Annotated in this window: 18 protein-coding genes; 9 read left to right on the top strand and 9 right to left on the bottom strand. The window is 73.9% G+C overall.

The window, feature by feature from the left end:
- Positions 1–189 precede the first annotated feature (189 nt).
- Together AB0I21_RS40680 and AB0I21_RS40685 are read left to right on the top strand one after the other, a co-directional pair.
- Positions 190–399, top strand: a complete 210-nt coding sequence (locus AB0I21_RS40680; RefSeq protein WP_360569025.1) for a hypothetical protein — start codon at positions 190–192, stop codon at positions 397–399.
- A gap of 44 nt (positions 400–443) precedes the next feature.
- Entirely contained in the window at positions 444–887 is a 444-nt protein-coding gene (locus AB0I21_RS40685; RefSeq protein ID WP_344506209.1) for a pyridoxamine 5'-phosphate oxidase family protein, read from the top strand.
- Here the strand turns inward: AB0I21_RS40685 and AB0I21_RS40690 are convergent.
- The 4 genes from AB0I21_RS40690 to AB0I21_RS40705 form a co-directional block, all read right to left on the bottom strand.
- Positions 871–1527 carry a hypothetical protein gene (locus tag AB0I21_RS40690; protein ID WP_360569026.1) on the bottom strand — a complete coding sequence of 219 codons (657 nt, stop codon included), beginning with the start codon at positions 1525–1527 and terminating at the stop codon, positions 871–873. The two genes, AB0I21_RS40685 and AB0I21_RS40690, sit on opposite strands and share 17 nt — an antisense overlap.
- 64 nt (positions 1528–1591) lie before the next feature.
- Positions 1592–2371 (bottom strand): inositol monophosphatase family protein, encoded by a 780-nt coding sequence (locus AB0I21_RS40695; RefSeq protein ID WP_360569027.1) that lies wholly within the window; start codon positions 2369–2371, stop codon positions 1592–1594.
- Positions 2368–3648: a 3-phosphoshikimate 1-carboxyvinyltransferase gene (gene aroA / locus AB0I21_RS40700; RefSeq protein WP_360569028.1), complete on the bottom strand. Its 1281-nt coding sequence runs from the start codon at positions 3646–3648 to the stop codon at positions 2368–2370. Before aroA ends, AB0I21_RS40695 begins: the two co-directional genes overlap by 4 nt.
- Before the next feature lie 51 nt (positions 3649–3699).
- Complete coding sequence (locus AB0I21_RS40705; RefSeq protein ID WP_360569029.1) at positions 3700–4083, bottom strand: hypothetical protein; 384 nt, start codon at positions 4081–4083, stop codon at positions 3700–3702.
- Positions 4084–4208: 125 nt separating this feature from the next.
- Between AB0I21_RS40705 and AB0I21_RS40710 the strand changes: the two genes are divergently transcribed.
- On the top strand, positions 4209–4646 hold the full coding sequence (locus tag AB0I21_RS40710; RefSeq protein WP_360569030.1) for a hypothetical protein: 438 nt from the start codon (positions 4209–4211) through the stop codon (positions 4644–4646).
- On the opposite strand, the gene AB0I21_RS40715 is transcribed toward AB0I21_RS40710, so the two are convergent.
- Positions 4643–7627: a hypothetical protein gene (locus AB0I21_RS40715; RefSeq protein WP_360569031.1), complete on the bottom strand. Its 2985-nt coding sequence runs from the start codon at positions 7625–7627 to the stop codon at positions 4643–4645. The two genes, AB0I21_RS40710 and AB0I21_RS40715, sit on opposite strands and share 4 nt — an antisense overlap.
- Positions 7628–7685: 58 nt before the next feature.
- Here AB0I21_RS40715 and AB0I21_RS40720 point away from each other — a divergent pair, with 58 nt between their 5' ends.
- From AB0I21_RS40720 to AB0I21_RS40735, 4 genes are all read left to right on the top strand, one after another.
- On the top strand, positions 7686–7856 hold the full coding sequence (locus AB0I21_RS40720) for a hypothetical protein (protein ID WP_360569032.1): 171 nt from the start codon (positions 7686–7688) through the stop codon (positions 7854–7856).
- A gap of 94 nt (positions 7857–7950) precedes the next feature.
- Positions 7951–9366, top strand: coding sequence for an RNB domain-containing ribonuclease (locus AB0I21_RS40725; RefSeq protein ID WP_360569033.1), 1416 nt, complete (start codon positions 7951–7953; stop codon positions 9364–9366).
- Complete coding sequence (gene npdG / locus AB0I21_RS40730; RefSeq protein ID WP_354891426.1) at positions 9363–10055, top strand: NADPH-dependent F420 reductase; 693 nt, start codon at positions 9363–9365, stop codon at positions 10053–10055. The genes AB0I21_RS40725 and npdG overlap by 4 nt, the downstream gene beginning before the upstream one ends.
- On the top strand, positions 10052–11242 hold the full coding sequence (locus AB0I21_RS40735) for a cytochrome P450 (RefSeq protein WP_360569034.1): 1191 nt from the start codon (positions 10052–10054) through the stop codon (positions 11240–11242). The genes npdG and AB0I21_RS40735 overlap by 4 nt, the downstream gene beginning before the upstream one ends.
- A gap of 117 nt (positions 11243–11359) precedes the next feature.
- Here the strand turns inward: AB0I21_RS40735 and panB are convergent, their stop codons facing one another.
- A complete protein-coding gene (gene panB / locus AB0I21_RS40740; protein WP_360569035.1) occupies positions 11360–12190 on the bottom strand; it encodes a 3-methyl-2-oxobutanoate hydroxymethyltransferase in 831 nt (276 codons plus the stop codon).
- A 195-nt stretch (positions 12191–12385) separates the two neighbouring features.
- Entirely contained in the window at positions 12386–14110 is a 1725-nt protein-coding gene (locus AB0I21_RS40745) for an NAD+ synthase (protein ID WP_360569036.1), read from the bottom strand.
- A 151-nt stretch (positions 14111–14261) separates the two neighbouring features.
- Between AB0I21_RS40745 and glnA the strand changes: the two genes are divergently transcribed.
- Positions 14262–15614 carry a type I glutamate--ammonia ligase gene (glnA, locus tag AB0I21_RS40750; RefSeq protein ID WP_360569037.1) on the top strand — a complete coding sequence of 451 codons (1353 nt, stop codon included), beginning with the start codon at positions 14262–14264 and terminating at the stop codon, positions 15612–15614.
- Between the two features lie 61 nt (positions 15615–15675).
- Here glnA and AB0I21_RS40755 read toward each other — a convergent pair whose 3' ends face one another.
- Positions 15676–18582, bottom strand: a complete 2907-nt coding sequence (locus tag AB0I21_RS40755; protein ID WP_360569038.1) for a bifunctional [glutamine synthetase] adenylyltransferase/[glutamine synthetase]-adenylyl-L-tyrosine phosphorylase — start codon at positions 18580–18582, stop codon at positions 15676–15678.
- A complete protein-coding gene (locus AB0I21_RS40760) occupies positions 18582–19376 on the bottom strand; it encodes a type 1 glutamine amidotransferase (RefSeq protein ID WP_360569071.1) in 795 nt (264 codons plus the stop codon). The genes AB0I21_RS40755 and AB0I21_RS40760 overlap by 1 nt, the downstream gene beginning before the upstream one ends.
- Before the next feature lie 23 nt (positions 19377–19399).
- Between AB0I21_RS40760 and AB0I21_RS40765 the strand changes: the two genes are divergently transcribed.
- Positions 19400–20299 carry an LD-carboxypeptidase gene (locus AB0I21_RS40765; protein ID WP_360569039.1) on the top strand — a complete coding sequence of 300 codons (900 nt, stop codon included), beginning with the start codon at positions 19400–19402 and terminating at the stop codon, positions 20297–20299.
- Position 20300 lies beyond the last annotated feature (1 nt).

Consider the following 20300-nt stretch of genomic DNA (forward strand, 5'->3'; position numbering starts at 1 on the left):
AGACACCCCCCCCCCCGCGCCGCGGCGGGCCCCCGGCGGGGGCCCCCCCCCCCCCCCCCGGCCGCCCCCGCCCCCCCCCACTGCCGGCGCGCTGAGCGCGCGGCAGGACCTGCGCGTCCCGTGCGCCGTCGCCGCCGGCCCGTCCGGTCGCGTTCGTTGCTCCACTCCGCGTCCGGTCTCATCGTCGGCGTGGCCGCCGCCGTGGCGGTTGTGCCGGAGGGGCCTTCAGCTGACGGCTCGGATGGCGGCCACAGCGATGAGGACGACGCCGACCGGCCCGGTCAGGAAGAGCTTCGGATGGCCGACGAAACACGTGCTGGGTTCGAAGAACTGCCGGTCGGGGTCGTCGTCCCGCCGGAGGGGCTGCACGACGTGCGGGTGCTGTGGCAGATGCGCTGAGGCGCCCCGGGATACTGAGGGGACCGGGACCAGGGGGGGTGGCGATGACAGCACAGGCGGCGCGGAGCACCGAGCAGCGCGTGGCGGACACGGTACGACGGCTGGAGGAGGACGTCGACGCGTGGGTGGCGACGGCGTCGGCGGACGGGGAGCCGTGCATGGTGCCGCTGTCGTTCCTGTGGGACGGGGCGACCCTGCTGTTCTCGACGGCCGTCAACAACCCGACGGCGCGCAACCTGGCGGCCAACGGCCGGGCCCGCGTCGGTGTAGGGCCGACGCGGGACGTGGTGCTCATCGAGTGCGCCGTGCAGACCGTGCCGGCCGGCGACCTGACGGACGGCACGAAGGACGCGTTCGCCGAGAAGACGGGGTTCCGGCCGGGGAAGGGCTACGTGTACTTCCGGATGACGCCGCTGTGGATCCAGGCCTGGCGGGAGGCCAACGAGCTGGCCGGCCGGGACCTGCCGGAGCTCACGCCACCGAGGTGAGGGCCAGCATCTCCCACGGGCCCGCGCTCGCGCCGTTGGCGCGCAACATGTTGGCGGAGCCGCCGGTCATGTCGACGCGGACGCTGACCCAGCCCTTCGTGGACTGGTTGCGCAGGTAGTAGACGCCGGCGTCGGACCAGACCTCGAAGACCTCCCAGACGCCCGGCCACTCGCCCCGCCCGCGCATCATGCCGCGGAGGTTGCCGCTGTACCCGTATTCGGCGGTCACGAGGTAGCCGGAGCTGGCCTGGATGTAGATGGTGTCGGTCCGGCCGTTGTAGGCGCAGAGGCGGAAGTGCTCCCACGTGCCCAGCGCGCCGGCCGAGGAGCGGGCCCGCAGCATGTTGTGGCTGCTGCCGGTGTACCCCTGCTCCTCCGAGACGTAGCGCGCCGCGCGGTAGCTGTAGATGTAGAACCGCTGGCAGATCGAGGCGCCCGGGATGCCGACCGGTCCGAGGGCGTTCGCCTGCGCCTCACCGCCGCCGAGGTCCAGCGACGTGCGCGTCAACCCCTTCGTGGCGGGATCGTCCTCGGCGGCCGCGGGCGAGGCGCCAGGGCTGGGCGCGGCGTACGCGGACGCCGGGACCAGCAACGCGAGCAGGATGACGACAGCGGACAGCAACCCCCGGGCACGGCGCACAGCGACTCCAAGCGTGATGTAGTACGACCCCGCCGGACATGCTGGACGAATGCATCGATGAGTGTCAAGGCCCGTCGAAAAGCTTCAGGGTTGCGGCGTGCAAAGTGGCGCTCCGTGCGAAAACCGACGGCCCGGGACCGGGTTCCGGCCGGCCGTGCAGGCCGCTGTACCGCCCGCCGGCCTCCCGCACGATCAGCGACGTCGCCGCGAAGTCCCAGATCTGCCCGCGGGTCTGCACGCACAGGTCGAGCCGCCCGTCGGCGACGAGCAGCGCCGCGTGCACCGGCCACGGCTCCTTGCGCGCCACGGCGGTCAGCGGCTCCAGCATCGCCCGCTCGGGCCGTAGGACGTAGTCGTCGGGGATGACGCCGAGCGTCGCGCCCTCGGGCGTCTCGGCGCCCTCGGCGGCCACCCGCAGCCGCCGGGCGTCGTCGCCGCCGATGCCGCCCTGGAACGAGCCGCCGCCTCGCGAGGCCCACCAGATGGTGCCCTGCGCCGGTACAGCGGCGACACCCGCGACGATCTCGCCGTCCTCCTCCAGAGCGACGAGCACGAGCCAGCGGTCGTCGCCGGCGACGAACATCGCGGTGCCGTCGATCGGGTCGATGATCCAGCGGCGGCCGCCGGTGCCGGTGAGCCCGCCTTCCTCGCCGAGGATCGCGTCGCCGGGGCGCTCCTCGGCCAGCACGGCCCGGATCGCGGCCTCGACGGCGCGGTCGGCCTCCGTGACGACGCTGCCGTCGGCCTTGATCTCCTTCGGCAGCCCGGCGAGGGCGGCGAAGTAGCGCATGCCGACCTCGGCCCCGGCGAGCGCGGCCCGCCGGGCGAGGAGGAGGTCGCTCACAGGCGCGCCAGGTCGATGAAGTACGTCGGGTACGTCTTCGACACGCAGCGCGGGTCGCGGATCTCGATGCCGGGCACGCGCAGGCCGAGCAGCGCCAGGCTCATCGCCATCCGGTGGTCGTCGTACGTGTGGAAGGCCGTCGGCGCGGGCGTCCCCGGGTTGACCGTGAAGCCGTCCTCGTCCTCGACCGCGTCGATGCCGGCGCGGCGCAGCTCGGTGACGATCGCGGCGATCCGGTCGGTCTCCTTCTTGCGGATGAAGCCGATGCCGCGCACGCGCGTGGGGGAGTCGGCGAACACCGCGACCGCCGCCAGGGTCTGCGCGGTGTCGGAGATGTCGGCCATGTCGACGTCGATGCCGTGCAGCGTGCCGGTGCCCGTGACGGTGACCCGGTCGGCGGTCCGCTCGACCCGCGCGCCCATCTGCTCCAGCAGGTCCGCGAAGCGCACGTCGCCCTGCAGGCTGCTGGTGCCGAGCCCCTCGACGGTGACCCGGCCGCCGGTGATCGCGGCGGCGGCGAGCACGTACGACGCGGCGCTCGCGTCGGGCTCGATCGCGTAGTCCGTCGCCCGGTACGCGCCCGGGCGCACGTGCAGGCCGTCGACGGTGACCCCGAACGCGGCCATGACGGCGGTGGTCGCCTCGACGTAGGGCACGGAGACCAGCGGCGAGGTGAGCTCCACCGACAGGCCGTCGGACATCAGCGGCCCGGCCATCAGCAGCCCGGACAGGAACTGGCTCGACAGGTGGCCCGGCACCGCGACCTTCCCGCCGGCGACCGGCCCGGTCACCGCGATCGGCAGGAGCCCGGGCCCGGCCTCGGACAGGTCCTCCACCGTCGCGCCGAGCTCGCGCAGCGCGTCGGTCAGCGGCCCGAACGGCCGCGCCCGCAGCTGCGGCGCGCCGTCCACGACGCTGCGCGCCGGGCGCAGCGCCGCCGCCGGCACCACGAACCTGCCGGTGGTGCCCGACTGGCGGGCGTCGATGCTCGCCGGCGTGGTCTGCGTGCGCGGGTCGACGCCGTCGACGACGACGGTGTGCGCGGCCTCGTCGATGGTCAGCGTCGCCCCGAGCGCCCGCACGGCGCCGAGCATCGCGTGCGTGTCGTCGGCGAACAGCACCCCCGTCAGCGTGCTGCGCCCCGGCGCGAGCGCCGCGCAGATCAGCGCCCGGTTGGTGATGCTCTTGGAGCCCGGCGGCCGCAGCGACACGTCGGGCGGCGCGGTCAGCGGCGTGATGGCAAGGACGTCCGGCAGGTCATCGGCATGGAGGCTCACCCCTCAATTGTCCCGCAGCCCGCCGCCGCCCCGCGGGGCAACCCCACCCCGCTAGCGTTTGCGCATCTCGTACGAGCCGTCGCCGGCCGGGTCCAGCGGCACCGCGTCGCCGAGCATTCCGGCGGCGTCGGCGGAGACGCGCAGCCGCCCGGGCCCGGCGAGGTCGGCGAGGCGGGTCGCGCCGGCCACCACGGGCCCGGTCAGTCGCTCTTCGCCCTGCGGTGTTCCGCCGACGTGCAGGCCGAACCGGACCATCGTCAAGGCGCGCGGCCGCAGGTAGCCGGCGACGTCCCGTACAGCTGCCGCGGCGTCGTCGTAGAGCACGAGGGCGTGCCCGTCGGCGGCGAGTGCGGGACGCCCGCCCGTCAGGGACTTCACGACGTCGCCCGGGGCGGCCGAGCCGCCGATCGCGAGGACCGCTGCGTTCAGGTTCACGGCACCGAGTATCGGGGCCCCGCAGCCCCGCGTCCACCGTGGACTGTTCGCCTCCTAACGATGGTGGGAGGATCGCCCGACCGACTCGAATCTCGCTCCACCGAACGGCTCACCCTCGGGTGATCGTGACCACAGGCATCCGTGCTCATCGGTGCCTGCCGCAGGCCGTCCGCCGCCGCCGTCCCATTCACGGAATCGTTGACGCACAAGGATTTCCGGCGACCCGATGGGTGGTTCGCGACGACTTCCGGACCTTCTGCGGGCATCCGCTCCCGGAGTCGGGCGGTTGCGTCTACTGTGGAATCCCAACCAGCTATTTGCCGGTTTCGGTGGCGCGTGTTTCATTTGCGGTGCACAGTGATGTCATGAGCAGCAGCGGTGCTGAGCGGTACTACTGGTGCCTTTCCCACCATCGGGTCGAGTCCGAGGCAGACATGTGCGCCGGAAGGGATCGACTCGGCCCCTATGATTCGGCGTCAGAAGCGCAGCGGGCGCTGGAAACAGTCCAGCAACGCAACGAGGCGTGGGACGCCGAAGACGAACGGTGGGAAGGCAAGCGCTAGCAACACGTCGGAGCCGAAGGCGACCGCGAACCGCCCCGGCACACGACTCCGGTCCGACCCGTCTCCATCCGCACAACCCAACCGCGAACATCCCGCAGGATGCGGGAGAACTCCTCCAGGAGGACCACGATGGCCGCAGCTAAGAAGGCCACCACGAGATCGGCCGCAACGAGCGCGGCCACGACGACTCCCGCAGCGGACGCTGCACTGACCGCGACCCCCGCCAGGGCCGCGAAGACCGTCGCCGCCGCCGCTCCCCGCCGGCGCGCGACCAGCTCGGCGGTGGCCCAGCCCACCGCCACCACCCAGGCAGCCACGTCCGAGGCTTCCACGACGGCGGCTCCCGCCGCCGCGTCCCCGTCTTCGTCGTCGCCGAGGTCCACGAGGGCGGCGCGCCCCGCCGCCGAGCGGGCCACCGCGACGAAGACGACCCCGGCCGCTTCCAAGGCTACCGCCACCGGCACCGCCACCACGGCCACTGCCGCGAAGTCCCCGTCCACCAAGTCGGCGAAGTCGGCCACCCCGGCGGCCAAGTCGACGGGCGCCTCCGCGGCGAAGACCCCGGCGGCGAGGTCGGCGGCGGCGAAGTCGGCCACCCCGGCGGCCAAGGCAACGGGCGCCACCGCGGCGAAGGCTCCGGCGGCGAAGTCGGCGGGCGCTTCCGCGGCGAAGACCCCCGCTGCGAAGGCCGCGGGCACCACGACCGCGAAGACCCCGGCGGCCAAGACGACGGGCGCCACCGCGGCGAAGGCTCCGGCGGCCAAGCCCACGACCGGCCGGGCCACGACGAGGTCGGCGACCCCCGCCGCGAAGGCGACCGCGGCCAAGTCCGCGACCCCCGCCGCGAAGTCCACGGCCGCCAAGGCCACGACGGCGAAGGCCACCCCGGCCGCGAAGGCCACCACCGCGAAGGCCACCCCCGCCGCCAAGTCGACGGCGGCGAAGGCGGCCACGGCGAAGGCGACCCCGGCAGCGAAGTCGACGGCGGCCAAGGCGACGACGGCGAAGGCGACCCCGGCAGCGAAGTCGACGGCGGCCAAGGCCACCACGGCCAAGGCGACCCCGGCCGCGAAGTCCACGGCGGCGAAGGCGACGACGGCCAAGGCGACTCCGGCGGCGAAGGCCACCACTGCCAAGACGGCAGCGGCGAAGGCGACGACGGCGAAGGCGACCCCGGCCAAGTCCACGGCAGCGAAGTCCACGGCGAAGGCGGCTCCGGCGAAGACCGCCGCTGCGGCCAAGTCGGCCCCCGCCCCCGCCAAGGCAGCCGTGAAGTCCGCGGCGACGAAGGCGGCCCCCGCGAAGACCGCGAAGGCGACGACCGCGAAGGCGGCTCCGGCCAAGGCGGCGGCCAAGGCGACCGCTGCCAAGTCCACGGCGGCCAAGGCCACCGCGGCGAAGAGCACGGCGAAGGCGGCTCCGGCGAAGGCGGGCGCGGCCAAGGCGACGCCCGCGGCCACGAAGGCCACGGCGAGCAAGGCCACCACCGCGAAGGCGACCGCTGCCAAGACGACCGCCGCGAAGTCGACGGCCGCCAAGGCCACGGCGAAGGCGGCCCCCGCGAAGGCCGCGAAGGCCACGACCGCCAAGGCGACGACCGCGAAGGCGGCTCCGGCCAAGGCGGCGGCCAAGGCGACCGCTGCGAAGACCACGGCGGCGAAGGCGGCCCCCGCGAAGACCGCCAAGGCCACCACCGCCAAGGCCACCACCGCGAAGGCGACGACCGCCAAGGCGGCTCCGGCGAAGGCTCCGGCCAAGTCGGCGGCCAAGGCGACCGCTGCCAAGGCCACCGCGGCGAAGTCCACGGCGAAGGCGGCTCCGGCGAAGGCGGGTGCGGCCAAGGCGACGCCGGCGGCCACGAAGGCCACGGCGAGCAAGGCCACCGCCGCGAAGGCGACCGCTGCCAAGACGACCGCCGCGAAGTCGACGGCGGCCAAGGCGGCGCCGAGCAAGGCCACGGCCAAGGCGGCCCCGGCCAGGACGGCAAAGGCCACGGCTGCCAAGTCCACGGCGGCGAAGGCAGCCCCGGCGAAGACGGCGAAGGCCACGACGGCGAAGGCGGCCCCGGCGAAGGCCGCCACGGCCAAGGCGGCGCCCGCGGCAGCCACGAAGGCGACCGCGAGCAAGGCCACCACCGCCAAGTCGACGGCTGCGAAGGCGACCGCTGCCAAGGCGGCCCCGAGCAAGACCACGGCGAAGGCGGCTCCGGCCAAGACGGCGGCGGCCCCGGCGAAGGCTGCTGCCAAGGCGACCACTGCCAAGTCGACGGCTGCCAAGGCGACCACCGCCAAGGCGACCCCGGCCACGAAGACCGCCCCGGCAAAGGCCGCCAAGTCGACCGCCGCGAAGTCGACGGCTGCGAAGTCGACGGCCGCCAAGGCGACCGGCACCAAGGCGACCCCGGCGAAGGCGGCCGCGGCCACGGGCACGGCGGCCGCCGCGGAGACGGCGACGCCCGCCACCGCCACGGCCCCCGCGGCCAAGGCCACCGCGAAGTCGACCGCTGCCAAGGCGGCGCCGAGCAAGGCCACGGCGAAGGCGGCCCCGGCCAAGACGGCGAAGGCGGCCAAGGCAGCCCCGGCGAAGACCGCCAAGGCCGCCCCGGCCAGGGCGGCGAAGTCGGCCGCGGCCAAGGCCACCCCGGCCCCGGCCGAGCCCGCGCCGGCGGCGACCGAGACCGCGCCGGCGGCGACCGAGACCGCGCCGGCAGCGACCGAGGCGACCCCGGCGGCGACCGAGGCAGCAGCCCCGGCCGAGGCGACGGCGACCGAGGCGACCCCGGCGGCGACCGAGTCGGCGGCGGCGCCGGCCGCGGCCAAGACGGCCCCCGCGAAGGCGGCCAGGGCCACCAAGGCCACCAAGGCCACGCCGAGCAAGACCACGGCCAGCAAGGCCACGCCGAGCAAGGCCGCCAAGGCCGCGCCCAGCAAGGCGGCCAAGTCCACGGCGGCGAAGAAGGCGGCCCCGGAGGCTTCCGACACGCCGGCTCCGGCCGCCAGCGCGCCGGCCCCCGCGGAGGCGGCGACCCCGCCGGCCGTCGTGTCCGAGGGTGGGCTCGACGCGGGCAGCGTCGGTGACGTCGAGGGTGCCCCCGTGGCGCCCGCCGGTGGTGCCGCCACCGAGGCGATCCCCGGCCGCGAGAACGGCAACAACGTCGAAGAGGCAGCGAGCATGACGCCCGAGGACTGGGCGAGCCTCGCCCGGCCGTAACGGCGGACAGCGACAAACCATAGGCAGCGCCACGGTCCGGAACGAGGGACCGTGGCGCTGCCGTGTGACGGGGTGCCGGTGGTAAGACTGTGCGGTGGCCCTACGACGTATCCGAGCCGCCCGCATCGACTTCTCCGGGCTGCGCCGAGAGCTCGACCTGCCCACCGGCTTCCCCGACGCCGCCGACCGGGAGGCGGAAGCCGCCGCCAAGGACCCGCACGACGACCGCGAGGACCGCACGGCGCTCGAGTTCGTGACGATCGACCCGCCGACGTCCAAGGACCTCGACCAGGCGCTGCTGCTGGAGGAGCGCCCCGACAAGAGCTACCGGGTGTATTACGCCATCGCCGACGTCGCCGCGTTCACCGCCAACGCGCCCGCGATCGAGCAGGAGAGCTGGCGGCGGGGGCAGACGGTGTACCTGCCGGACGGCAAGGTCCCGCTGCACCCTGCGGTGCTCAGCGAGGGCGCCGCCAGCCTGCTGCCGGACCAGGACCGGCCCGCCGTGCTGTGGACGATCGACATCGACCAGAGCGGCACCACCACGGCGGTCGACGTGCGCCGGGCGACGGTCCGCAGCCGGGCGAAGCTCAGCTACGAGCAGGTCCAGCGCGACGTCGACGCCGGCCAGGCCCACGCGTCGATCAGGCTCCTGCCGGAGATCGGCCGGCTGCTCACCGGCAAGGGGCTGGAGCGGGGCGCGATCAACCTGCCGATGCCCGAGCAGGAGATCGAGCCCGACGGCGACGGCTGGCGGCTCGCCATCCGCGGGCCGGTGCCGGTCGAGGAGTACAACGCGCAGATCTCGCTGCTGACGGGCATGGCCGCCGCGCAGATCATGCTCGAGCACGGCATCGGGCTGCTGCGCACCATGCCGCCGCCGGAGGAGGAGGCGGTGCGCAGGCTGCGGCTGGCGGCGAAGGCGCTGCGGCTCGACTGGCCCGAGGGGCAGGGCCCGGGCGAGGTCATCGCGGCGCTCGACCCGATGGACCCGCGGGCGGCGGCGCTCATCGACCAGGCCGCCGAGATGATGCGCGGCGCCGGCTACACCCCGTTCGACGGCGCGCGGCCGGAGCAGCCGCTGCACGGTGCCGTCGCCGCCCCGTACGCCCACGTCACCGCGCCGCTGCGGCGCCTCGCCGACCGGTACGTCACCGAGGTCTGCCTGGCCCTGCACAACGGCACCGAGGTGCCGGGGTGGGCGCGGGAGGCGCTGCCGCGGCTGCCGGAGGTCATGAGCCGCACCGACCGGGTCGCCAACGCCGCCGAGCGGGGCGCGATCGACCTGGTCGAGGCCGTCCTGCTGGAGCACCGCATCGGTGAGGAGTTCGACGCGGCGGTGCTGGACGTCGAGAAGCACCGGGCGGACATCGCCCTCGACGAGCCGGCGGTCCGGGCCCGCTGCGAGGGCGACGGGCTGCCGCTGGGGGAGCGGATCCGGGTAATCCTCACAGCTGCGGACCCCGCCAGCCGCAAGGTGCTCTTCAGCACGGTAAGACTTGAGTCATGACCTACGACCAGATCGAACTGCCCGACGTCTCGGCGTTGCGGGTCGGCATCATCGGTGGCACCGGCCCGCAGGGGCGCGGTCTCGCGTACCGGTTCGCCAGGGCGGGCCTGCGGGTCGTCCTCGGGTCGCGTTCCACGGAGCGCGGGGCGCAGGCCGCCGAGGACCTCAACGCGCTGCCGGGCGTCCAGCAGCCGGCTGAGGGCGGCGACAACGCCTTCGCCTGCCAGGCCGACGTCGTGGTCATCGCGGTGCCGTGGGAGGGCCACGCGGCGACGGTCGCGGAGCTGGCGCCGCACCTGACCGGCGGCAAGATCGTGGTCGACTGCGTCAACCCGCTCGGGTTCGACAAGCAGGGGCCGTTCTCGCTGCCGGTGGCCGAGGGCAGCGCCGCCGAGCAGGCCGCGACGCTGCTGCCGGAGGCGCGGGTGTGCGCCGCGTTCCACCACGTCAGCGCCGCGCTGCTGACCGACCCGGAGATCGAGAAGATCGACCTGGACGTGCTCGTCCTCGGCGACGACCGCGACGCGGCGCTGCAGGTGCAGGCCATCGCCGGGAAGGTCGACGGCATGCGGGGCGTGTTCGCGGGCCGGCTGCGCAACGCGGGGCAGGTCGAGGCGCTCACGGCCAACCTGATCGCGATCAACAAGCGGTACAAGGTCCACGCCGGCGTGCGGGTGACGGACCTGTGAGCACCTTCGACCCGTGGTCGCCGGCGTTCGTGGCGCACCCCTACGACGGGTACCGGCGGCTGCGGGAACAGGACCCGGTCAGCTGGTTCGAGCCGAGCGGCCAGTTCCTCGTGTCGCGGCACGAGGACGTCAACGCACTGCTGCGGGACCGGCGGCTCGGCCGCACCTACCTGCACGTGGCCACGCACGAGGAGATGGGGCGCACGCCCCCGCCGCCGCAGGACGAGCCGTTCTGGACGCTCAACAACAACGGCATGCTCGACCGCGAGCCGCCCGACCACACCCGGCTGCGGCGGCTCGTGTCGCAGGCGTTCACGCCGCGGCGGGTCGAGGCGCTGCGGCCCGTGGTGCAGCGGCTCGCCGACGGCCTCGTCGACGCGTTCGTCGCCAAGGGCGGCGGCGACCTGATCGCGGAGGTCGCCGAGCCGCTCCCGGTGACCGTCATCGCCGAGCTGCTCGGCATCCCCGAGCCGGACCGGCACCTGCTGCGCCCCTGGTCGGCGGCGATCTGCGGGATGTACGAGCTGAATCCGCCACGGGAGACGGCGGCCGCGGCGGTCCGCGCCGCGGAGGAGTTCTCCGACTACCTGCGCGGCCTGGCCCGGCACCGCGCCGGCGACCCGCAGGACGACCTGATCAGCGCCCTCACCGCGGTCGAAGGCCTCAGCGAGGACGAGCTCATCGGCACCTGCGTGCTGCTGCTCAACGCCGGGCACGAGGCGACCGTCAACGTGACGGGCAACGGCTGGTGGGCCCTGTTCCGCAACCCGGATCAGCTGCGGAAACTCCGGACGGATCCGGCGCTGATACCGACGGCGATCGAAGAGCTGATGCGCTACGACACGCCGCTGCAGATGTTCGAGCGGTGGGTGCTGGAGGACATCGAGGTGCGCGGGCACACCATCCGCAAGGGCCAGGAGGTGGCGCTGCTGTTCGGCTCGGCGAACCACGACCCGGCCGTGTTCACCGACCCGGAGCGCCTGGACATCGAGCGCCGCGACAACCCGCACATCTCCTTCGGCGCCGGAATCCACTACTGCCTCGGCGCGCCGCTCGCGCGGATCGAGCTCGCCGCGTCGTTCGGCGCGCTGCTGGCGAAGGCCCCCGGCCTGCGGCTGGACCGGGAGCCGCAGTGGAAGCCCGGATTCGTGATCAGAGGCCTGGAGAAGCTCGAGGTCTCCCTGTAGGGCAGCCCGACCAGCCGGCGCAGATGTCGTAGGGCCTGCGCCGGCCGGGCTCGCGTCCCGAGCGCTGAGCGGTTTCGCCGTTTCCGCCGGTGTACGACCGGCGCCCCCGACGGCCGGCTAGAAGGTGTGCTCCTGAGCCGGGAACACCCCGGAGCGCACCTCGTCGGCGAACGCCCGGGTCGCGTCGCCGAGCACGCCGGCCAGGTCCGCGTACTGCTTGACGAACCGCGGCATCCGCCCGGTCCGCATCCCGGCCATGTCCTGCCAGACGAGGACCTGCGCGTCGGTGTCGCCGCCGGCGCCGATCCCGACCGTGGGGATCCGCAGCTCGTGGGTGATCCGCTTGGCGACCTCGCCCGGCACCATCTCCAGGACCACCGCGAACGCGCCGGCCTCCGCGACCGCGTGCGCGTCCGCGACCACCTCGTCGGCGGCGTCCCCGCGGCCCTGCACCCGGTAGCCGCCGATGGTGTGCTCGCTCTGCGGCGTGAACCCGACGTGCGCCATCACCGGGATCCCGGCCCCGGTCAGCGCGGTGATCTGCGGCGCGACCCGCACGCCGCCCTCCAGCTTGACGGCGTGACAGCCGCCCTCCTTCATGAACCGCACCGCGGTCCGCAGCGCCTGCGCCGGCCCTTCCTCGTAGGAGCCGAACGGCAGGTCCCCGACGACCAGCGCCCGCCGCGTGGACCGGACCACGGCTCTGACCAGGGGCAGCAGCTCTTCCTCGGTGACCGACACCGTCGAGGCGTAGCCGTACACGTTGTTCGCGGCCGAGTCACCGACCAGCAGGACCGGGATGCCGGCCTCGTCGAAGATGCCCGCCGTGTACTGGTCGTACGACGTCAGCATCGGCCACCGCTCCCCGCGCTCCTTGGCGGCGAGCAGGTCCCTGGTGCGCACCCGGCGGTTGACGGCACCGCCGTACAGCGACTGAACCTCGGACATCACTGTCCTCCTTCGGGTTCCTCGAGGCCCCGTCGTGGGGTCCCCGGGCCTTACACCCCCGATGGTCGCACCGCACCCCACCTTCCGGCAGTACGGATGCTGAATCTCACTGTGCACCCGCCGCACCGCGGGCGCGACGGATCCCCGGCGCGAATTCCCACCCGCACCGTTGACCTGTCCTGTCCCGCGGGAGCGTCAGGAAGGGGTCTCGCGGAAGCGGTTGGTGATGGGGAGGCGGCGGTCGCGGCCGAACGCCTTGATGGAGATCTTCGTGCCGGGGGCGCTCTGGCGGCGCTTGTACTCGGCGAGGTCGACCATGCGCAGGGTGCGGTCGACCACGGCGGGGTCGTGGCCGGCGGCGATCAGGTCGTCGCGGCCGAGGTCGCCGTCGACGTACCCGGCGAGGATGGCGTCGAGGACCTCGTAGTCGGGGAGGGAGTCGCTGTCGAGCTGGCCGGGGCGTAGCTCGGCGCTCGGCGGCTTCGTGATGGAGCGCTCGGGGATCGGCGGCACGTCGCCGCGCCGCTCGGCCTCCTCGTTGCGCCAGCGGGCGAGCTTCCACACCAGCGTCTTCGGCACGTCCTTCAGCGGGTTGAACGCGCCGACGGAGTCGCCGTACAAGGTGGAATAGCCGACCGCGAGCTCACTCTTGTTGCCGGTGGTGAGGACGAGGGGGCCCTCCTGGTTGGAGATGGCCATCATGATGACGCCGCGGACGCGGGCCTGCAGGTTCTCCACGGCGAGGCCGGACAGCGCCATGTTGGCCAGGAAGCCGTCGACCATCGGCTGGATCGGCTCGACGCGGTAGTCCAGGCCGGTGCGGCGGGCCATGTCCTCGGCGTCGTCCTTGGAGTGCTGCGAGGAGTGGCCGCTCGGCAGCGACACCGCGGTGACGTTGGCCGGGCCGAGGGCGTCGCAGGCGATGGCGGTGACGACGGCGGAGTCGATGCCGCCGGACAGGGCGACCGCGACCCCGCGGAAGCCGTTCTTGCGCACGTAGTCCCGCAGGCCGACGACGAGCGCCTGCCAGACCTCGGCCTCGTCGGTGACGCGGGCGGCGATCTCCGGGGCGGGCGCCGGCTGGTCGGCGGCCACCACGCTGTCGGAGATGAGGACGTTGACGACCCGCATCTCGGCGTCCTCGACGACGGGCGGGACCGGCTCCGCGGCCGGCAGGTCCAGGTCGAGCACCATGAGCTGCTCGGCGAACTGCTGCGCCCGGGCGATCAGCGACCCGTCGGGGCGCACGACCATCGAGTCGCCGTCGAAGACCAGCTCGTCCTGCGCGCCGACGGTGTTGACGTAGGCGATGGTCGCCCGCGCCTCCGCGGCCCGGCGGGCGACGAGCGCGAGGCGGGTGTCGTCCTTGTTCAGCTCGTACGGCGAGCCGTTGATGTTGACGACCAGGCCGACCTTCGCGGCGGCGGCGACCGCGAACGGGCCGCCCTCCTGCCACAGGTCCTCACAGATGGTGAGGGCGATGTCGACGCCGCCGACCCGGATGACGGTGAGGGTGTCGCCCGGCTCGAAGTAGCGGTCCTCGTCGAAGACGCCGTAGTTGGGCAGGTGGTGCTTGAAGTACGTGGCGACCTGCGTGCCGCGGTGCAGCACCGCGAGCGCGTTGCGCGGGCCGACCTCGTCGGCGTCGAGGTAGCCGACGATGACGACGGTCTCGCCGAGGCCGTCGCCGGCGAGCTGGGCGGCGAGGTCGTCGACGGCCCGCTTGGAGGCGGCGACGAAGGACCGGCGGAACACGAGGTCCTCGACCGGATACCCGGTCAGCATCATCTCCGGGAACGCGACGACGTGCGCGCCCGCACCGGCCGCCTTGCTGGTCCAGCCGTGCACCAGGGACGAGTTGCCGGGCAGGTCCCCGACGGTCGGGTCGATCTGGGCGAGCGCGAGGCGCAACCGTGGCATGCCTCAAGTGTGGACCAACGCCGCACGGGGTGCTCCTGTGACGTTCACTCCAGTGCTGGGTGGGATGGGCTGGTCCGGTAACTTGTGCGTAACACGTCCGGGCGAGACTTGCCCGAATCAGCCGAATACCGCAGCTCGTGGGGGAACCACCGTGGACCGTCAGCAGGAGTTCGTGCTCCGGACGCTCGAAGAGCGCGACATCCGCTTCGTGCGCCTTTGGTTCACCGACGTGCTCGGCACGCTGAAGAGCGTGTCGGTCGCGCCGGCCGAGCTGGAGTCGGCGTTCGAGGAGGGCATCGGCTTCGACGGCTCGGCGATCGAGGGCTTCGCCCGCGTGTACGAGTCGGACATGGTCGCGAAGCCGGACCCGACGACGTTCCAGGTGTTCCCGTTCGAGGGTGGCATGTCGGGGGAGAGCGCCCGCATGTTCTGCGACATCACCCTGCCCGACGGCTCGCCGTCGTGGGCCGACCCGCGCCACGTGCTGCGCCGGGCCCTATCGCGGGCGGCGGAGAAGGGCTTCACCTTCTACACCCACCCCGAGATCGAGTTCTTCCTGCTGGAGTCGCTGGGTGAGCACGGCTCGGTGCCGACCCCGGTCGACACCGGCGGCTACTTCGACCACACCACCCACGCCGTCGCCCGCGACTTCCGCCGCCAGGCGGTCCTCGCCCTGGAGCGGATCGGCATCTCGGTCGAGTTCAGCCACCACGAGGTCGCGCCCGGCCAGCAGGAGATCGACCTGCGATATGCGGACGCGCTGACCACCGCCGACAACATCATGACCTTCCGGCACGTCATCAAGGAGGTCGCGCTCTCCCACGGGGTGCACGCCACCTTCATGCCGAAGCCGTTCACCGACCAGCCCGGCAGCGGCATGCACACGCACCTGTCCCTGTTCGAGGGCGAGCGCAACGCGTTCCACGACGCGAGCGACCCGATGAAGCTGTCGAAGGTCGGCCAGGCGTTCATCGCCGGCCTGCTGGTGCACGCGCGGGAGTACACCGCGATCACCAACCAGTGGGTCAACTCCTACAAGCGGCTCTTCCCGCAGTCGGTGCCGAACCGGATCACCGAGTCGCCCGCCTACGTCTGCTGGGGCCACACGAACCGGTCCGCCCTGGTCCGCGTCCCCGCCTACGGCAAGCCCAACTCGGCCCGCGTCGAGGTCCGCTCGCTGGACTCCGCCACGAACCCCTACCTCGCCTACGCCGTCATGCTCGGCGCCGGCATGCGCGGCATCGAGCAGGGCTACGAGCTGCCCCCGGGCGCCGAGGACGACGTGTGGGCCCTCACCGACGGCGAGCGCCGCGCCGCCGGCTACGAGTCGCTGCCGGAGAACCTGTCCCAGGCCGTCGACGCCATGGCCGGCTCGGAGCTGGTCGCCGAGGTCCTCGGCGAGCACGTCTTCGACTTCTTCCTGAAGAACAAGCGCACCGAGTGGGAAGAGTACCGCCGCGTCGTCACCCCGTTCGAGCGCGAGCGCTACCTCGGCATCATGTAGCTCCACGGCTGATCGACGGCGCGCCCGGGGCTTCCCGGGCGCGCCGTCCTCGCTTCGGCGGTCAGGTGGCGAAGACGCGTTCGACGGCCTGGCGGCCCCGGCGGGCCACGCGCAGGTACTCGTCCAGGAACTCCTGGGGCTCCACGCCGCCCAGGATCCTCGCCACCGCCGCCAGGTCCGGGCCCTGGCGGGGCAGCTGGTCGGTGGCGCGGCCACGGACCAGGGTCAGCAGGTTGCGGACGTGGGAGGCCTGCTCCCAGGCGGCGCGCAGCGCGGCCGCGTCCGCCGGGTCGACGAGGCCGGCGTCGGTGGCGGCGGCGAGGGCGTCCAGGGTGCGGGTGGTGCGCAGGGCGGGGACGGTCCGGCCGTGCAGGAGCTGCAGCAGCTGGACGGTCCACTCCACGTCGGCGAGGCCGCCGCGGCCGAGCTTCGTGTGGGTGGTGGGGTCGGCGCCGCGGGGCAGGCGTTCGGAGTCGACGCGGGCCTTCAGGCGGCGGATCTCGTGGATCTGGTCGCGGGTGAGGCCGCCGTCGGGGAAGCGCATCGTGTCGGCGAGCTCCAGGAAGCGCTCGCCGACGCCCGCGGAGCCGGCCACGTGGCGGGCGCGGAGCAGGGCCTGCGCCTCCCAGACCTTCGACCAGCGGGCGTAGTACTGCTGATACGCGAAGAGGCTGCGCACCAGCGGGCCCTGGCGGCCTTCGGGGCGCAGGTCCGCGTCGACGCCGAGCGGCGGGTCGGGGGCGGGGCGGGCGAGGAGGCGGCGCAGGTCCTCGGCGACGGTGAGGGCGAGCCCGCTGGCCGCGTCGTCGGCCATGCCGGGTGGGGGTTCGTAGACGAAGAGGACGTCGGCGTCGGACGGGTAGCTGGTCTCCTCGCCGCCGAGCCGGCCCATGCCGATGATCGCGAACTCGAGGCCGCGGTCGGCGGCGGGCGCCGACGTGACGCCGAGGGTCGCGCGCAGCGTCGCGTCGATGACGGCGGACAGGGCCACGCCGACGGCGGAGACGTCGAGGAAGCCGAGCAGGTCGGCGCAGGCGATGCGGAAGAGCTCGCGGCGGCGGGAGGCGCGGACGGCGTTGATCGCGGTCTCGGGGTGGTCGTGGCGGGCCGCGGCGGCGGCGAACTGCGTCGCGAGCTGCGCGGCGGTGCGCGGGACCAGCTCGGCGTCGTCGGCGAGCAGTCGCAGCGCCTCCGGGTCATGGACGAGCAGCTCGGTGACGTAGCGGGACAGGGCGAGCAGCCGGGCCAGGCGCAGCGCGACCGGGCCCTCGTCGCGCAGGAGCCGCAGGTACCACGGGGTGTTGCCGAGCTTGTCGGAGACCTGCCGGTAGGCCAGCAGCCCGCGGTCGGGCTCGGGGGCGTCGGCGAACTCGCTGAGCAGGACCGGCAGGAGCTGCCGCTGGATCGCCGCGGTGCGGGAGACGCCGCCGGTGAGGGCCTCGATGTGGCGCAGCGCCCCGGCCGGGTCGGCGAAGCCGAGCAGTTCCAGGCGGGCCTTGGCCGCGGTCGCGGTGAGCCGCAGCTGCTCGCTGGGGACCCTGGCGACCGCCTCCAGGAGCGGGCGGTAGAGCAGTTTCGCGTGCAGCCGCCGTACCTCCTGCGCGTGCCGGACCCAGTCGGCCCGGAAGGACTCGACGGCGTCCCGCGCGGCGTTGGGACGGTAGCCGAGGGCGTGCGCGAGCCAGCGCAGCGCGGCCGGGTCGTCGGGCACCGTGTGGGTGCGCCGGAGGCGCTGCAGCTGGAGGCGGTGCTCGACGGTGCGCAGGAACCGGTACGCGCGCAGCAACGCCTCACCGTCGGCGAGGCCGACGTAGCCGCCCTCGATGAGGGCCCGCAGCCCGGCGATCGTGGTCGGGGTCCGCAGCGACTCGTCGGCGCGGCCGTGGACGAGCTGCAGCAGCTGCACCGCGAACTCGATGTCGCGCAGCCCGCCGGGGCCGCGCTTGATCTCGCGGTCGAGCTCGCTGCGCGGGATCTGCTCGATGATGCGCCGGCGCATCGCGCGGACCTCGTCGACGGCCTCGGGGCGCTCGGCGGCGGACCAGATCAGCGGCTGCAGCTCCGCCAGCCAGCGGGCGCCGAGCTCGAGGTCGCCGGCGGCGGGCCGGGCCTTCAGCAGCGCCTGGAACTCCCACGTCTTCGCCCACTTGCGGTAGTACGCGAGATGCGAGGCGACGGTCCGCACCAGCGCCCCGCGGCTGCCCTCCGGGCGCAGGGCCGCGTCGACGGGCCAGGCGACGAAGCCGCAGATCTCCATCATCCCCGACGCGAGGGTGCTGCCGGCCCGCATCGCGACCTCGACGTCGGCGCCGCCGACCGGCTCGCAGACGAACACGACGTCGACGTCGCTGACGTAGTTGAGCTCCCGCCCGCCGCACTTGCCCATCGCGACGACCGACACCGTGCAGACGTCGGCGAAGGAGGGGTGCTCGACCTGGACGATCGCCAGGGCGGCCGCCAGCGTGGCGTCGGCGAGCTCCGTGAGGCGGCGCATCGTGACGTCGACGTCCGCGGCACCCGTCAGGTCGGCCGCGACGATGCGCAGCAGCTCCCGCCGGTACGAGCTGCGCAACGACGGCACGGTCGACACGTCGCGGGTCGTGAAGCCGGCGGGGCGCTTGTTCTGCTCGCCGAGCAGCTCCTTCCACTCGTCGGGGTTGGCGACGAGCAGGTCGCCGAGGGTCGCGGACACGCCGAGCACCCCGATGAGCCGCTGCCGCAGCGACCGGTCGGTGAGGACGGCCTCGCGGACCTCGTCCCCGGCCGCCTCGACGAGCCGGTGCAGCTGGAACAGCGCCAGGTCGGGGTCGGCGGCGAAGTACAGCGTGTCGAGCAGCGTCGCGGCGTCGTCGTCGACGGGCCGGCGCGCCTCGGCGTCCCACAGCCGCAGCCCCTCCGGGCCGGCGAGCGCGGACGAGCGGGCGTCGTCGGTGAACCCGAACCGGGCGAGGTGGCCGGCGGGGGGCATCAGGCGGGCCCCAGCAGCGGCAGGGACCGCAGGCCGCCGTCGCCGCGGGGGGTGCGGCCCAGCGCGACGGCCGCGAACCGCTCCGCGAACGGCTGCCACACCTCGGCGACGTCCGGCAGCGCCTCCTCGACGCTCTCGAGCAGCTCGATCGGGTCGATGCCGAGCTCGCCCAGCGTGCCGACGCCGTCCATCGCCCAGGCGGCGAACATCTCCAGGTCACACTCGATGTGGAACTGCAGCCCCCACGCGGACGGGCCGATCCGGAACGCCTGCACCGGGTAGTGGGTGGACGCGGCGAGCAGCGTCGCGGTGACGGGCAGCTCGACGATCTCGTCGTGGTGCCAGTGCAGCACGTCCGGGGCGAACGGCACCGCGGCGAACACCGGGTCGTTGTCGGCGACGTCCCGGCGGGCCACCAGGCGCACCCCGATCTCGGGCCCGGCGGCGCTGCGCTCGACGGTCCCGCCGTGCGCCTGCGCGAGCAGCTGCGCGCCGAGGCAGACGGCGAGGGTCGGCACCTTGTGCCGGACCGCCTTGCGCAGCAGGCCTTCCAGCTGGGCGAACCACGGCGCGCCCCGCTCCCCGTCCGGCCCGGGGAACGCGTCCTGCTCGCCGCCGAGCACGACCAGCGCGGCATACCCCTCCAGGTCGGCGGGCAGCTCCTCACCGGCGTGCGGGCGGACGACGGTCAGCTCCAGGCCGCCGCCGGTCAGCCAGCCGCCGAGGCGCGCCAGGCCGTCGCTGGGGTCGTTCTCCACCACGAGCGCCACCCGTCCCCGCGGGGACCCTTCGATCGTCACGACCCGACAATAACGGCGTGCGAACGCTGCGACGCGGAGACGTGGTCGGACTGGTGTCACCGTCGGGCCCGACCAGGCCGGACCGGGTGGCCCGCGGCATCGAGCTGCTGTCGGGCTGGGGGCTCGAGGTCCGTGCGGGCCGGCACGTGTTCGACCGCAGCGGCTACCTGGCCGGGCACGACGCCGACCGGCTCAGCGACCTCAACGAGGCGTTCGAGGATCCCGAGATCCGCGCCGTCGTGTGTACGAGAGGCGGCTACGGCGCACAACGCATCGTCGACGGGCTGCGGCTGGCGTCGCCGAAGCATCTCGTCGGGTTCTCCGACATCACCGCGTTGCAGCTCGCGGTGTGGCGGCGGACCGGCTGGGCGAGCGTGCACGGGCCGGGCGGCGCGTGGTTCGACGACCGCCTGCCGGCCTCCTCGGCGGAGTCGCTGCGGGCCGCGCTGTTCACGTCGGGGCCGCTGCGGTCGTACCTGAGCGACGACGAGGAGACGAGTGCGGTGACGGTGCCCGGGCCGGTGGTCAGCGGGGTGCTGCTGGGCGGGAACCTCTCGATGCTGGCCAGCACGGCCGGCACCGTCGACATGCCGTCGTTCGCCGGGGCGATCATGGTGCTGGAGGACGTGGGCGAGGCGCCGTACCGGGTGGACCGGATGCTCACGCACCTGCGGCGGGCGGGCGCGTTCGAGGGCGTCGCGGGGGTGGCTGTGGGGCAGTTCACGGACTGCGTGGGCGCGGGGCCGACGGTCGTGGACGTGCTGCGCTCGTGCCTCGGCGGTCTGGGGGTGCCCGTGCTGGGCGGGTTGAGGATCGGGCACGGGGTCGGGCAGGAGACGGTGGTCCTGGGCGCCCGGGCCGAGCTGGACACGACCGTGGGCTGTCTCACGTCCCGCGCCGACCAGTCTTTTGACTGAT

It is taken from the genome of Dactylosporangium sp. NPDC050588 (genome assembly GCF_040654975.1).
GTDB lineage: Bacteria > Actinomycetota > Actinomycetes > Mycobacteriales > Micromonosporaceae > Dactylosporangium > Dactylosporangium maewongense.

Excerpts from the sequence above, each read along its gene's own strand:
- AB0I21_RS40685 (WP_344506209.1), top strand. The coding sequence starts at position 444 with ATGACAGCACAGGCGGCGCGGAGCACCGAGCAGCGCGTGGCGGACACG.
- npdG (WP_354891426.1), top strand. The coding sequence starts at position 9,363 with ATGACCTACGACCAGATCGAACTGCCCGACGTCTCGGCGTTGCGGGTC.
- panB (WP_360569035.1), bottom strand. The coding sequence starts at position 12,190 with ATGTCCGAGGTTCAGTCGCTGTACGGCGGTGCCGTCAACCGCCGGGTG.
- AB0I21_RS40745 (WP_360569036.1), bottom strand. The coding sequence starts at position 14,110 with ATGCCACGGTTGCGCCTCGCGCTCGCCCAGATCGACCCGACCGTCGGG.
- AB0I21_RS40755 (WP_360569038.1), bottom strand. The coding sequence starts at position 18,582 with ATGCCCCCCGCCGGCCACCTCGCCCGGTTCGGGTTCACCGACGACGCC.